Raw genomic sequence first — 14,202 nt, forward strand, 5'->3', positions numbered from 1 at the left:
AACCACCCCGGGCGGGGTGGTTTTTTTATGGTGAAAAGACAAACGTTTTCTCTGGTAGCCCTTGGCTATACTGACCCCATAATTTAATCAGGGCGACTTTTCGGGGCGGCGGATTGTGTTAAAATCCCGCCCCTCTTTCCCCCAGAGCACAGAACATTGCCATGAAATTTCCCGGTCAGCGCAAGTCCAAACACTATTTCCCTGTCGACAGACGTGATCCGCTGGTATCGCACAATCCGCTGTTGACCGAATTGGGCAAAGCCTATGTGGTCGGGATCGATCAGACCCTGGTAGATATCGAAGCCCATGTGGATGAAGACTTTCTGACCCGTTATGGTTTGAGCAAAGGTCATTCTGTGGTGATCAAGGATGACGTGGCTGAACGGATTTATGATGAGCTCAAAGCCAACAATATGGTGGTGAGCGAGTTTGCCGGTGGCACCATCGGCAACACGGTTCACAACTACTCGGTGCTGGCGGATTCTCACTCCATCCTGCTGGGTGTGATGAGTCAGGATATTCGCATCGGCTGCTACGCCTACCGCTATCTGTGCAACACCTCTTCCCGCGTCAATCTCGACTATTTGCAGCCGGTCGATGGCCCCATCGGTCGTTGCTTTACCTTCATTACCGAGTGCGGTGAGCGCAGCTTTGGTATCAACGCGGGCAAGATGAATCAGCTGGATGTCAATCATATCCCGGCAGAGGTGATCAAAGGTGCTTCGGCCCTGGTGATCACTGCCTATCTGGTACGTGGTGATGATGGTGACCCGATGAAAGAGGCGGCGATGGCTGCCGTTCGTCATGCTCGCGAGGCCGGGGTGCCGGTCATCTTGACCCTGGGTACCCGCTTTGTCATCGACGAAAACCCCCAGTGGTGGCGTGACTTCATTGCCGAGAACGTGACCGTGCTGGCGATGAACGAAGATGAAGGTGAGGCCCTTACCGGGATCAAAGATCCACTCGGTGCTGCCGACAAGGCGCTCGACTGGGCCGACATGGTGCTCTGCACTGCCGGCCCCATTGGCCTCTATATGGCGAGCTACACCGACGAAGATTACAAGCGCGAAACCACCCATACCCTGTTGCCTGGCGTTATCCCCGAGTTCAACATGTATGAGTTCAGCCGCCCGATGGCCCGCGCCAAGTGCCGCAAGCCTGCCCGGATCTACTCCCACATCTCCCCGTACATGGGTGGCCCGGAGAAGATCAAGAACACCAACGGGGCAGGGGATGGCGCCCTCTCTGCCGTGCTGCACGACATGGTAGCCAACTCCTATCACCGGATGAATGTGCCCAACTCGGCCAAGCATATCTCCGAGTTCCTCACCTATTCCTCTTTGGCTCAGGTGTGCAAGTACGCCAACCGAGTCAGCTATGAAGTGCTGGCCCAGAGCAGCCCGCGTCTTTCGCGCGGCTTGCCGGAAAAAGAGGACAGCCTGGAAGAGGTTTACTGGGAGCGTTGATCCCAGGTTGTTATCACGCGCCTCCCCCGGGAGGCGCTTTTGCAGGCAAATGGCGGTTATCCCGGCTTTTTTCCATCAATAACCCCAATATGCTTGAGTCCATGTCACTTTTACGACACCATTTGGCCATCGTATTGTCGCCCGACAATGCCGCAGCACCCGAAAGAAAGAGAGAGCCCCATGAGCATGCTTAACGACAACCTTGACGCCAATTTCCAACTGTTTATCGAACAAGTCCGCGAGTCGGGTCAGGTGTGGGGTTTGCGCTATGGGGAAGACTGGGTCGTCTGCCGTTCCGCCGAATTTGAAGATGCCGACGTGATGCCGCTCTGGTCTGCCGAAGAAGATGCCCGTCTGCACTGCGTGGACGAGTGGGCTGACTATGAGCCGGAAGTGATCGAGCTGGAAGAGTTCCTCGATATCTGGATCAACGATCTGGATGAAGATGATGTGCTGGTCGGCCCGAACTGGAACGCCGATCTGGAAGGTCAGGAGCTCGAACCGATCGAGCTGGCCAAGGCACTGGTTGAACTGAACGCCTGAAAGCACCTCCATTGATGGCCTGACAAGATCGGCCCATCCTTGGTTAAAGACCGGTATCTGCGAAGATACCGGTCTTTTTTATGGTCGATTGGGCCCAATGATGCGTTAAACGACGATTTGCCTTTGCACCTGCCTGGGGGATGGTCCATCATCAACCTTTTGCCAAAGGGGGCGCGCCATGTTTGTATTCGACGTAACAGGAGTGGCGGGAGGACGAGCCGAGATCCGGCTGCAGGCGCTTGACTGGGCGCAAGCTGGGCCTGTGACCTTCCAGTGTGACGACGATGAATTGGCGGTGATACTCTTGAGCGGCTGCCGTTGCGATGCGGTGGGATTTTTCAGTCTGCTGGCGGGCTGCAAGCCGGTGTATCTTGAGCAGTGGCTGAGCTATTTGCAGGAGAGCGGTCGTATCGGCAAGTGGAGCCACCAGACCGAGAGTCCGGCCGATAGCCAATATCTGGCCCGAGCAGGTCTGGCGCATGATGAGCTCAATACCCTGTTGGGGCAGGTCTATCAGGTGGCGGGGTTCAACCGGTTGCAGATCAACCGTTACCTCAAAAATCGCCATAACCCCACCACGCTGGCGACCCGCTACGATCAGAAGGAGCTGGAACGTTACCGCCAGCTCAACGACATCATTCTGACCCTGTTGAAGTTGAAACATCCTCAGTAAACAGTCCGATCTGGCTGATATCCGGTCGCAACGGTTGCGGCCGGGCGATCAGATAGCCTTGCAAGCCATCCACATACATCCCCTGCAGCAGCTGTTTCTGGCCAAGCTGCTCTACTCCTTCTGCAATCACCTGGCATCCCATCCGGTGAGACACATCAACGATCATCCGCACGAACTGCTGATTGGTTTGATCTTGCTCCAGCCCGGTGATCAGGGCCGGATCCAGCTTGATATAGTCAGGTTTGAGTTCGCGAAACAGAGTGAAGGAGCCGATCCCCTTGCCGAAGTTGGCGATGGCCGAGCGACTGCCGTTGCGGCGCAGTAGCTCAAACACCCGCTTGGCACCGGTCAGGTTGCGCTCAAGGTTTTCTTCATCCAGTTCGAATACCAGATTGGCACTGGTGTTGGGATCCTTGATCAACTGGCGGTCGAGCCAGATCAAAAAGGCACTGTTTTGCAGCAGGTTGGGGGAGAGGTTGATCCCCCAACGGCTCTGATTCGCACCAAAGGCCCGGTACTGACGCATGATGTGGGTAATGACCAGTTGTTCCAGTCGCATCACCAGATCGAGCCGCTGTGCCATGGCAAACAGGGTGTCAGTGGGCAGGGCAGTACCATCGTTGCCGCTGAAGCGGGTGTAGATCTCGTTGTAGGCCAGCATGCTGCGATGCAGTGGCTGGATCGGCTGGTAGGTAAAGCTGAGGCGCTCTTGTGCCAGTACCTCGGTCAGCACTTCGCGCCAGTGATGCTGTCCCTGCAGGTCAGAGACGTTGTCATCTTGCTGAATCGCCCAACCATTGATGGTTTCGGTCTGGGCGCGGGCCAGCGCCAGATCTGCTCTGGCCAGTACCGCTTCGATTTTCTGGCCGCTGTTGAGTTTGGTCAGCCCCGAGTAGGCGGTGCTCTCCAGTTCATGTTGATCCTGATAGTGATCGAAGGCCATCTTCAAATCCTGCCCCAGCAAGTGGGGCGGGATATTGGCGACCGGCTGGACCAGCACGGCGAAATCGGCTCCCGAGATGCGATAGACCTGATTGCCCGGGAAGCGGCTCACGACTCGTTTGATCAGGGTTGCCATGTCCTTGATGTAGGCATCACCGGATTGGAAGCCACGCTGGGCATTGATCTTGCCAAGCTCGGTAGCACGGATCAGCACCAGGGTGGCGGTCTGGGTATCCTGATCCCGCTGCAGCAGCTCGGTCATGTCACGGCGAAATGCGTGACGGTTGAGTAGCTGGGTCAGTTCGTCGGTGGTAGCCAGATTGCTCAGTTCGGTCAGTTGGCGATGGGCACTCTGTTCGGCACTGTCAAACTGCTCCAGCAGCTGTTGCAGCACCTCTTGCGAGGAAGGTTCGCCGAGCTGTGACGGGTCCCGCGCTCTGATCGCCTTGACCCAGCTCAGCTCCTGATGTTGGAGCATGCCATCCATGGTGCGAATGGCCAGCATCAGCAGCAAGATCATGCCGAGCAGTGTGGTTGCCAGAATAATGGCCATGGTAAGCGGTGTGCTCTGAAGGGCCAACCAAACTGCTTGCAGGAGTAGCAGGGGTATGGCCACTATGATAGCGATCAGAAAGAGGGGGCGTCCGAGCTTGTGAACCATCTTATCATCCTTGAAGTGGCTGCTTTATGGGGGAATTTTAACCAAGCTTGCAGATCAAATCATGCTATTCCTCGCAACTTGGCGAAAAGGGCCAATTGAGATCGGTTAAATGTGAGTGAAACCACTTTCAGCGTCCTCTAAACCAGCGAAGATAGGTTGAAAATAGATCAAACAGGGCAGAGGTAAATCATGTTGCTAGAGCCAGAAAATAGTGCCAAAGCACGACAATTGTTAAATCAGAGTATGGCACTGGTGCTGGCGGGTGGACGTGGCAGTCGCTTGCAGCAGTTGACCGCTAATCGTGCCAAGCCTGCCGTCCATTTCGGTGGCCAATTCCGGATCATTGATTTTGTGCTCTCCAACTGCATCAACTCGGGGATCCGCCGGGTGGGTGTAGTGACACAATACAAATCTCACAGTCTGCTGCGTCACCTGCAATCGGGCTGGTCCTTCCTGCGTTATCAGATGAACGAGTTCATCGATCTGCTGCCTGCCCAGCAAAGAGTGGACGAAGTGCACTGGTATCGTGGTACCGCCGATGCCATTTATCAAAACGTCGATATCATTCGTGACTACGGTCCCAAATACATAGTGGTGCTGGCGGGGGATCACATCTACAAGATGGACTACGCCGCCATGCTGCTCGACCATGTGCGCCTTGGTGCCAAGGTGACGGTGGCCTGTATCGAGGTGCCACGGGCCGAGGCGTCAGCCTTCGGGGTCATGGACATTGACGAGCAGCGCAAGATCCGCGCCTTTGTAGAGAAACCGGCCAATCCGCCCGCCATGCCGGGTCGGGATGATCGCTCCCTCGCCTCCATGGGGATCTATATCTTCGAGGCGGAGTACCTCTATCAACTGCTGGAGGAAGACATTCTCAATCAGGACTCCAAACATGATTTCGGGATGGACTTGATCCCCCGTATCGTTGAGGAAGGCAAGGCCTATGCCCATCCCTTCAATATGTCTTGTGTCGGTGCCCGTGAGGGGCAAGCGCCTTACTGGCGTGATGTAGGGACCCTGGATTCATTCTGGGAGGCGAACATGGATCTCGCCTCTGTGGTGCCCGAACTCGATATCTATGATGAAAACTGGCCGATCTGGACCAGCCAGACCCTGACGCCACCGGCCAAGTTTGTGCAGGACCGCAACGGTCAGCACGGCATGACCATCAACTCGATGTTTGCTGGCGGCGCCATCGTCAGTGGCTCCTTCGTGCTCAATTCGGTGATCTTTACCAATGTCCGGGTTCACTCTTTTTGTACCCTGGATCAGGCGATCATTTTCCCGGGGGTTGAAGTGGGGGCAGGTTGCCGTCTGCGCCGGGTGGTGGTGGATAAAGGGTGTGTCCTGCCCGATGGGCTGGTGGTGGGCGAGAATGCCGATGAGGATAGCCGCCGCTTCTACCGCTCCGAGCAGGGGATCGTGCTGGTGACCAAGGTGATGCTGGACAAGCTGGTTTAGCCGGGTTGTGAAAAAAGTTCCTTGAAACTGTGTCAGACGCTGTAATGCAAAGGGAGCCAAATTGGCTCCCTTTTACATGTGGGTGAATGGCGATGATTACTCGCTGACCACCGCTTTGGCGGCCATCACCATGGCGGTGCCGTGCTTGCCACCGGCTGCGGTCACTTGCGGTACCCCATCTTCATCGGTGTCGCTGCCGGCACCTTCGATGATGTTCTCACCGGAGTCACCAATCCACTCGGCCATCTGCATGCCACCGTTGACGGTGCCACGGAACCAGCTGACATACTGACCGGTCAGCTTGGCCAGCTCCAGCTCGGGCGCCTGCTCGGCCCCTTCGTTGCGCAGGTTCAGCATGGCAGAGCGCAGGGCGCCGGAGATGGCAGCCTGGGTCCAGGGGGTGTATTCACCCTGTTTGCCAGCCAGCCAGGTGCCTGCTTTGGAATTGAAGTAGGCCTTATCAGCCGCGATGAACAGCTCGCGGGCGGCTGTGCGGTACTTGGCATCGGAGGTGGCGAGGAAGGCGGCGGTCAGGCCACGGATGGCCGCGAACTGCGCATCGATGGAGTGGCCGGAATCGAGCTTGCCACCCAGGGTGATGCCGTCATGCACCAGACCATTTTTGCCCTTGAGGTTGGCAAGGATGAAATCGGCCTGCTTGCGGATAAGCTCAAGCGCCTGTTGACCCTGCTTGGTCTTGAGGTTCAGCTCGCCATTGTCACCAGCGGCGTAACCGACCGGCAGCGCATCCTGAGCGCGCTGGAAGATCTGCAGGGCGACCAGGGCGTAGGCGGCGTCAAAGGTAGTGACATGCTTGCCTTGTTTGCCCGCCTGCCAGCTGTCGACCAGAGTTCCGGCTTTGGCATCAAAGTGCAGGGCGGCCAGGTTCTTGAAGGTGAGGTTGGAGAGATTGATCGCCAGCGAGAAGGCATCGCTGCCCGCGACGGCTTTGGCCAGGTCATTGGCCTTGTTGGCAGCCGGTGCGGCGGCAAACGGCGCGCCGTCAAACACGGCGTGGAAGGCCGGGTTCTGGTTGGTGTTGGCGCTGCGCTGATCGCTGAAGGCATAGAACTCGGAGAGCGGCCACAGCATCATCCAGGCATCGCGCAGCTGGGCGGAGCCATCCACCACCTCCAGCTTGCCGATGGCACCGGCATCGTTGTTGCTGGTTTCGGTCACTTTCACCTGATGGGGGAAGTAGATCACGCCTTTGGCCGGATCGTACTGCGGGGTGATTTTGGCGCCCAGTTGTTTGCCATCGAAGCCGAGCTGGTTCTGCATGATGGCCAGCTTGTCGATGGATTGTTCGGTCAGCATCATGCCGTTGAAGCCGTCGGCAGCAGAGACGCCCAGCTTGTGCTTGCCATCCTGATCCATGGTGGTGGAGGCGGCCTCTACCTCTTCGTCGGTTTCGGCCACGTGCATGCCGCCAAGGAAGTCTTGCGACCACATCACCTCTTTGAGCAGGATGCCGCCCACGGCTGCGGGCACCAGCAGGTTGTCACTGCCGCTCCAGCGCAGGGTGCTGTAGTCACGGAAGTAGGCCGGCACCTGGGTCTTGACGGTTTTCTCGGTGCCTTTGGCGGTCTTGATGGTGATCTGGTCGCCATTAACCGGGGTGGCGTTGACGGCCTGGGCAAACTCCGGATTGGCGGAGGCGTAGGGCAGGGAGAGGGGATACATGCCCTGCGGTACTTCATCAGCCGGGAAGCCAACGGCGTCAGCCATGGCCAGTACCCGTTTGCCGAGATCGGCCATGGTGCCGCCACGGGCCAGGTTTTGCGGCCCATTTACCAGATGAGGACCCATGCCGGATTGGTAGTTGAGGGCGTACATCGCCTCTTCGGAGTATTCATAGGATTCGATGCCAGCAGCGAAGTCGAACGGGGTCGGCTCATCGGCACGGTTGGCATCCAGCACATCCAGATCCAGCCCCAGCGCTTCGGCCAGCGGCTCACCGGAAAGCTCGAATTCGGTATAGGCCAGCATGTTGGCAGCGGTATTGAATGTCTTGTCTTCGACTTTGACGGCTGCGTGTGCGGCGCCGCTGATCAGTGCGCAGGCGATCGCCTGAACCAGTACGGTTTTTCTCATGTCCCTTCTCACCATTGGTTTTATTATTGACGCTTCTCATGACGAATCTAAATGAGAATGGTCTGCATTATGCTGTGTCGGAGGGGACTTGAGAAGTAAAAAACCGCCCTGATCGGCAGCACGTTAAACCGGAAGTGTGCTGTCGAAGAGGACGGTTATCTGTTGATCGCGATGAAAGTGCCAGTGCGGCGGGGATCAGAGCACCTTGAACGGGATGACCAGACGGCCCGGCTCTACCTTGAGGGCTTCGACCTTGTCTTTGATCCTGGCTTCGTTCTTGCGGCTGCTGTCGAGGCGGTAGACCGGGGTTTGCGACAGGAACAGGGAGAGCGACTGATTGAAGGTGGGCAGCAGCGGGGTGAGGGCGGCCCCGATATCGGCTGGCTCGGTCTTGACCGAGAGCAGCTCAAGGTCGCGCAGATAGATGGCGCCCTGGTCGGCCACATAGTCCGGGCGGGCACTCAGGGCAAAGCGGATCTTCATCTGCTGGCTGCCGAGCGGGCTGCTCACCTGCAGGTCGCCAGCGGCATCCAGCTCGATGCGATCCGGTTGCTTGCGGCCGATGCGGCTCTGCATCTCGTCCAGACGGATCTTGCTCGACATGATGCCGGGGATCCCCAGCTGTTTTTCAAAAGAGACCTGATCTTTGAGGTACTGGTTGATTTCGGCCTCGCTGACGTTGTACTGGGTCAGGGAGCAGGCCCCCAGCAGCAGGGCGAGGGGGAGTAACAACAGCTGTTTCAACATGATAGATTCCGCGTGGGCAAATATGAGGGCGCTATCTTACGCGATAATGGGCGTGGAATGAGAGCCTCATACCGTGGCAAATCACGGGGTGGCTGCATTCCCGGTTGTTTTTTGGCAACCACCGGGTTCATCATCAACGGGTGAACCGAGTAGGGCCGAGCAGTTGGCTGCAGGGGTGGGTCTACGCCTGAGCAGAGAGAGACAAGAACAGAGAGCGAGAAGAGTACAGAGAACGAGGAGAGCGCGATGGTTCGGATGGGCAAGGTTGGCCGCAGAGTGCTGCTGTGGCTTGGCTGCATGATGGGGCTCTGGAGCCCGTCGCTGTGGGCCGAGGTGAAGGTCATTCCGGTCTTCGAGGCGCAGGCGGCGGTGCAGACCCTCAAGGAGATCTACCCCCAGCTGGGGGTAAGCGCCATGGGCAACCAGCTGGTACTGAGCGGTACGCCAGCCCAACTGCAGGAGGCTGAAGCCACGTTGGCGCAGATCAACCAGCCGCCGCAAAGCCTGCTTATCGAGTGGCGGGTGGATGGGGCAGCCAGCGGTCAGCAACTGGGGGGCTCAATCAGTCGTGACGAGGCCAAACGGCAGTGGCTGCTTGATGGCAACGCCCAGCAGTACCAACGCAGCCAGAACGACAGCTGGCAGGTGCGTGGGCTTTCGGGCCGCCCCGTGCTGCTGCAGATGGGCTCCTATCAACCTGTGACCTTCTATCAATGGAACGGGGGGGCTGTGGTGGGGATGATGCCGCTGGTGAACGGCCTCTATGCCACGGCCACCTTGATTGGCGATCGGGTGCAGATCGCGCTCAGCAGCGAACAGGTGAGGCTGGATCAGGGCACCATCAGCACGGGGCAGAGTGCCACCGAAGTGAGCGGGGCCCCGGGTCAGTGGTTGACGGTGGGGGAGCTTTCGACCAGTTCTGCGGATCAAGGGAGCAGCCTCGGCACCCGGCTACAGGGAGCGCGAGGCAGCCAGAGCGAGCGCCAGACCCTGCAGATCCGGGTCACGCGCCAATAGGATGCCAAACCCGCTAGTGGGGCTGGTCGGCGGCATATTCGCGCAGCTGGCGGCTGCGCAGCAGATACCAGAGGGACCAGAGGCTGGCGACCAGCACCAGCGCGGTGGGCCAGCTGAACGACCACTTCTGCAGATTGAGGCTGTGCAGTTGCATCAGCAGGCCGCTCACGGCAGAGCAGAGCAACAGGGTCGGGCTGTGGCGCCTGAGTCTGGCACGAATGCTTTGGGTCTGTTGATAGGTGCCACCGCAGGCGAGCAGCGCCAGGATGGCGGGCACGTCGGTCAGCAGACTGATGTAGAGGGTGATCTTGTCTGGATAGAAGAGGGTCAGGATCTCGCTGCCGCTCTCGCGGGTCACCCCAGCCATCAGAAACAGCCAGACCGAGCGGGTCAGCAGCAGGGCGATGGGCCAGAACCAGAGGGGCGGGCGCAACTGGCCGTGATCGTCATATCGGTGTTCGGGGTAGAGGGTCATGGTTGCCCGTTATCCACATGAATGGAGTGATTGAGGGGATATGGGGCGAGGGAGCGCCCTTTGCAAGGCGTTGGAAGCTGCGCGAATTAATCGGGGGGCCATGCCCCCCAATGTGTTTCTGCAGATATCGCCGCGCATGTCAGCGGTGTTACAGCCAGCCTTTGCGCTTGAAGAAGAGGCCAGTGCCGAGCGATGACATCACCATCAGCACCAGCGACATGGGATAGCCATACTCCCAGGCCAGCTCCGGCATCCGGCCAAAGTTCATGCCGTAGATACTGGCGATCAGGGTTGGCGGCAGGAAGATCACCGCGGCAACCGAGAAGATCTTGATCACCTTGTTCTGCTCCAGATTGGTGACCCCCATGGAGGCCTCCAGCTGGAAGTTGATCTTGTCGAACAGGAACTGGGTGTGAGGCAACAGCGATTCCACGTCGTGCAGCATCTCGTCGATCCACTTGTTCTGCTCCAGGCTCATGCGCTGGCGCAGGCTGCGCTTGAGGAATCGCAGGGCGCGGCGGGTATCGTGCAGGGAGAGACGGATCTGGCCGTTGGCCTCTTCCTGCGCCATCAGCTCCTTGAGCATTGAATTGATTTGGTCAGGCTCGAAGATTTGATCGGCGGTGTTTTCCAGAGTCTTGTAACCATCTTCGATCAGGTCAGAGAGGTACTCCACCTTGAGATTTTGCACCTCGAGCAACACATCGAGGGCATCTTCCACCTCCAGCCGATCCTGGCGCATATAGTGGCGCAGCAGGCGCACCAGCCCGATATCATCTTCACGAATGCTGATCAGCAGGTTATTGCGCAGGGTAAAGGAGACGTGGACACCCTTGGTGTCACGGCCGATCCGCTGGGGAAACAGAGAGTGAATGTGCAGACCATCGGTATCCCAGTAAAAACGGGCAGATGCTTCGATGTCGTCGAGCTCTTCCTTGTCGGGAACCTCTTCCAGAAACAGGCCCGTCAACCATTCTCGCTCTGCCGTGTCTGGTTTGTAGGCATCCAGCCAGATCGTGTTGTCAGGCACTATGTCGTCAGGCCCGAGCGTGACTATGTCCAGCACCTTGTTATTGAGAATGTAGGCGGTGATCATCTGTCCCCCCTTAAAAAGTCATGGGTCATCAGGGATGGTTGCACAGGTCATGCGGCCTAGATCGCACAGAAAGCGATCCCGTGGATAAGCAAAACGGGCCGATGGAAAACCTGAATGCGGCGAACTATACAGGGGCGGGCCGCGCTTGTCAGGGCCAATTCATAGGGGGTCTGGCGTGTTTGTTTAAAAAAGCAGCGAGGTCGGATCAGCTGAGCGGCCGTGTGGGGTCGAACCTGTGCCTGACAGGGGGGAAGGATGGCTGGGGCAATCTTTTGCTATCGCCCCGCTGCATCACATATTGGGATAGTTGGGCCCGGATCCCCCCTGTGGCGGCGTCCATGTGATGTTTTGGGGCTGAGTATCCTTGATGTCACCGCATCTTGGTATCGCTGTACGTCATCACATATTGGGATAATTGGGGCCGGATCCCCCCTGTGGCGGTGTCCAGACGATGTTTTGACTGGGATCCTTGATGTCGCAGGTTTTGCAGTGAATGCAGTTGGCGGCGTTGATCTGCAGTGTTGCCGCGCCTTCCGTTTCCAGCACTTCAAATACCCCGGCCGGGCAGTAGCGCTGGGCGGGTTCAGCCCAGGTGGGCAGATTGACCTCTACCGGAATGCGTTCGTCCTGCAGTTTGAGGTGGCAGGGCTGATCCTCGTCGTGACTGGTGTTGGCGAGATACACAGACGAGAGCTTGTCAAAGCTCAGCTTGCCATCAGGTTTGGGGTAATGGATGGGTTCGCAGCGGCTGGCCATGCGCAGCTGGCGATAATCAGGCTCCCTATCTAATAAGGTAAAAGAGCCGGGCAGTTTGAAGGGCAAGTTCGCGCCAAACAGCTGCTGCTCCAGCCAGTTGAAGGCGCCGCCCAACCAGGGACCATAGCGATGGAGGGCCGCGCCAAAGTTGCGCGCCGCCTTGAGCTCGCGGGCCAGCCAGCTCTGTTGCAGCTCGTCGCCATACTGGGCCAGATCCCGTCCCCCCTCATCGCCCCCCCGCAGTGCCATCGCGACGGTTTTTGCCGCCAGCATCCCCGATTTCATGGCGGTGTGGATCCCCTTGATACGGGAGAAGTCGAGGGTGCCCGCATCACAACCGATCAGCAGGCCGCCCGGGAAGTGCATGCGGGGCAGGGCGTGCCAGCCCCCTTTGGTGATGGCGCGGGCGCCGTAGCTGATGCGCTCCCCCCCTTGCAGCAGGTCGGCGATAAGCGGGTGATGTTTGAGGCGCTGGAATTCGTCGAACGGGCTGAGCCAGGGATTCTGGTAGTTGAGATCGACAATCAGCCCGACCGCCACCTGATCCCCCTCCATTTGATAGAGATAGAAACCACCGTGACTATCGCCGCCGCCCTGCTTGCCGAGGGGCCAGCCACTACCGTGCAGCACCTGTCCCGCCTTGCCTTGACCTGCCGGCAGCTGCCACAGCTCTTTGAAGCCGATGGCATAGTGTTGGGGCTGGGCAGGGCTTGCCAGATTGAAGTCGGCGATCAGCTGTTTGCCAAGATGGCCGCGTGCCCCTTCGGCAAAGAGGGTGTAGCGGCCGAGCAGCGCCATGCCGGGCACATGATCAGCTTTCGGGTTGCCCGCGCGATCCAGTCCCAGATCGCCGGTGATAACCCCCTTGACCCGGCCCGCTTCCATGATAAGTTCGCTGGCGGTAAACCCCGGGTATATTTCGACTCCCAGTTTTTCCGCCTGCTGGCCGAGCCAGCGGCAGAGATTGCCAAGACTGACCACATGGCAACCCTGATTGTGCATCCGGGGCGGTACGGCCCAGGCGGGTAGTTGCAGGGATCGTTGTTCGCTTTGCAGCAGATGTACCTGATCGTCGCTGACCGGTACGCCGAGCGGCGCTTGCTGCCAGCAATCCGGCAGCAGCTCTTGCAAGGCGACGGGATCAAACAGGGCGCCGGAGAGCAGGTGGGCGCCAATTTCGGCCCCCTTCTCCAGCAGACAGACCGAAAGAGTGGCATCCTGCTGTTTCAGGGCGATGGCTGCAGTGAGCCCCGCCGGACCGCCGCCGACGATGACGACATCAAATTCCATTGCTTCCCGTTCCATCTTGCCTCTGCGCTCTGGTTGGCCTAGGGTAATGCTGGTAGTTTACGTAAACGTAAAGTAGTTGTAAGCAAAACTGAGCAAGAAAAAGCAAAAAATCAGGGAAGAGCGTACTGCAACAAACGCAGAGGCACACTAATGAATTCAATCCAAAGAGACGAGGCATGACCCCATGAAGCTGCTGGTCGCGATCAAACGGGTAGTCGACTACAACGTCAAGATCCGGGTGAAGGGAGACGGCTCCGACGTGGAGCTGGCCAATGTGAAGATGGGGATCAACCCCTTTTGTGAAATTGCGGTGGAGGAGGGGGTCAGGCTGCGGGAAGCGGGTATCGCCAGCGAGCTGGTGGTGGTGACCTTCGGCCCGGACGCGGCGGCCGAGCAGCTGCGCCATGCGCTGGCAGTGGGGGCGGATCGGGCGCTGCATTATGTCACCGATGAGACGCTCGCCCCGCTGACCGTCGCCCGCGCCTTGCACAAAGTGTGTGAGCAGGAGCAGCCGGATCTGGTGCTGCTCGGCAAGCAGTCCATCGATTCGGATAACAATCAGGTGGCCCAGATGCTGGCAGCCCTCAATGAGTGGGCGCTGGCGACCTGCGCGTCCGTCCTCAAGGTGGAAGCGGGGGAACTGCTGGTGACCCGTGAAATCGACGGCGGACTGGAGACCCTGGGCATGCCGCTGCCTGCGGTGGTGAGCGCCGATCTGCGTTTGAATGAACCGCGTTTTGCCTCGTTGCCCAACATCATGAAGGCCAAGCGCAAGCCGCTTGATAGCGCCCCGTTCTCGACACTCGCCGTTGAGGTGGCCAACCAGACCCGTTTGCTCGGGGTGATGGCGCCGCCAGCCCGCAGCGCCGGGATCAAGGTGAGCTCGGTGGACGAGCTGGTGGACAAACTCAAACACGAAGCGAAGGTGCTGCCATGAATGCCCTGGTGATAGCTGAACATCGTCAGGTGCGACTCGTC

13 protein-coding genes are annotated in these 14,202 nt (G+C 58.6%); 6 read left to right on the forward strand and 7 right to left on the reverse strand.

The annotated features are described in order from the left end of the window. The first annotated feature begins 161 nt into the window (after positions 1 to 161). The 3 genes from ACY8FN_RS12925 (at position 162) to ACY8FN_RS12935 (ending at position 2,682) form a co-directional block, all read left to right on the forward strand. Positions 162 to 1,466 carry an inosine/guanosine kinase gene (locus tag ACY8FN_RS12925; protein ID WP_042023960.1) on the forward strand — a complete coding sequence of 435 codons (1,305 nt, stop codon included), beginning with the start codon at positions 162 to 164 and terminating at the stop codon, positions 1,464 to 1,466. A 180-nt stretch (positions 1,467 to 1,646) separates the two neighbouring features. Next, the gene (locus tag ACY8FN_RS12930; protein WP_042023959.1) at positions 1,647 to 2,009 is read left to right on the forward strand and encodes a DUF2750 domain-containing protein; all 363 of its coding nucleotides are present in this window, start codon (positions 1,647 to 1,649) and stop codon (positions 2,007 to 2,009) included. A 178-nt stretch (positions 2,010 to 2,187) separates the two neighbouring features. Next, positions 2,188 to 2,682 (forward strand): hypothetical protein, encoded by a 495-nt coding sequence (locus tag ACY8FN_RS12935; RefSeq protein WP_101324597.1) that lies wholly within the window; start codon positions 2,188 to 2,190, stop codon positions 2,680 to 2,682. Here the strand turns inward: ACY8FN_RS12935 and ACY8FN_RS12940 are convergent. Beyond that, entirely contained in the window at positions 2,645 to 4,285 is a 1,641-nt protein-coding gene (locus ACY8FN_RS12940) for an EAL domain-containing protein (RefSeq protein ID WP_101324598.1), read from the reverse strand. The genes ACY8FN_RS12935 and ACY8FN_RS12940 overlap by 38 nt on opposite strands. 189 nt (positions 4,286 to 4,474) lie before the next feature. Between ACY8FN_RS12940 and glgC the strand changes: the two genes are divergently transcribed. Then, complete coding sequence (gene glgC / locus ACY8FN_RS12945) at positions 4,475 to 5,749, forward strand: glucose-1-phosphate adenylyltransferase (RefSeq protein ID WP_463100221.1); 1,275 nt, start codon at positions 4,475 to 4,477, stop codon at positions 5,747 to 5,749. Between the two features lie 96 nt (positions 5,750 to 5,845). Here glgC and ACY8FN_RS12950 read toward each other — a convergent pair whose 3' ends face one another. Both ACY8FN_RS12950 and ACY8FN_RS12955 read right to left on the reverse strand, forming a co-directional pair. After that, the gene (locus ACY8FN_RS12950; protein WP_463100222.1) at positions 5,846 to 7,843 is read right to left on the reverse strand and encodes a hypothetical protein; all 1,998 of its coding nucleotides are present in this window, start codon (positions 7,841 to 7,843) and stop codon (positions 5,846 to 5,848) included. 195 nt (positions 7,844 to 8,038) lie between these two features. Beyond that, a complete protein-coding gene (locus tag ACY8FN_RS12955; RefSeq protein WP_463100223.1) occupies positions 8,039 to 8,590 on the reverse strand; it encodes a lipoprotein in 552 nt (183 codons plus the stop codon). Positions 8,591 to 8,887: 297 nt separating this feature from the next. On the opposite strand from ACY8FN_RS12955, the gene ACY8FN_RS12960 reads away from it, so the two are divergent. Then, complete coding sequence (locus ACY8FN_RS12960; RefSeq protein WP_463101169.1) at positions 8,888 to 9,607, forward strand: hypothetical protein; 720 nt, start codon at positions 8,888 to 8,890, stop codon at positions 9,605 to 9,607. A 13-nt stretch (positions 9,608 to 9,620) separates the two neighbouring features. Here the strand turns inward: ACY8FN_RS12960 and ACY8FN_RS12965 are convergent, their stop codons facing one another. The 4 genes from ACY8FN_RS12965 to ACY8FN_RS12980 form a co-directional block, all read right to left on the reverse strand. Further along, the gene (locus ACY8FN_RS12965) at positions 9,621 to 10,082 is read right to left on the reverse strand and encodes a DUF2919 domain-containing protein (RefSeq protein WP_101324601.1); all 462 of its coding nucleotides are present in this window, start codon (positions 10,080 to 10,082) and stop codon (positions 9,621 to 9,623) included. Between the two features lie 148 nt (positions 10,083 to 10,230). Then, positions 10,231 to 11,178 (reverse strand): magnesium/cobalt transporter CorA, encoded by a 948-nt coding sequence (gene corA / locus ACY8FN_RS12970; protein ID WP_042023944.1) that lies wholly within the window; start codon positions 11,176 to 11,178, stop codon positions 10,231 to 10,233. Between the two features lie 291 nt (positions 11,179 to 11,469). After that, complete coding sequence (locus ACY8FN_RS12975) at positions 11,470 to 11,565, reverse strand: 4Fe-4S dicluster domain-containing protein (protein WP_101324662.1); 96 nt, start codon at positions 11,563 to 11,565, stop codon at positions 11,470 to 11,472. A 12-nt stretch (positions 11,566 to 11,577) separates the two neighbouring features. After that, on the reverse strand, positions 11,578 to 13,239 hold the full coding sequence (locus ACY8FN_RS12980; protein WP_463100224.1) for an electron transfer flavoprotein-ubiquinone oxidoreductase: 1,662 nt from the start codon (positions 13,237 to 13,239) through the stop codon (positions 11,578 to 11,580). 169 nt (positions 13,240 to 13,408) lie between these two features. Here ACY8FN_RS12980 and ACY8FN_RS12985 point away from each other — a divergent pair, with 169 nt between their 5' ends. After that, positions 13,409 to 14,161, forward strand: a complete 753-nt coding sequence (locus tag ACY8FN_RS12985) for an electron transfer flavoprotein subunit beta/FixA family protein (protein ID WP_463100225.1) — start codon at positions 13,409 to 13,411, stop codon at positions 14,159 to 14,161. Positions 14,162 to 14,202 lie beyond the last annotated feature (41 nt).

This window comes from Aeromonas sp. 160P, from assembly GCF_055193095.1.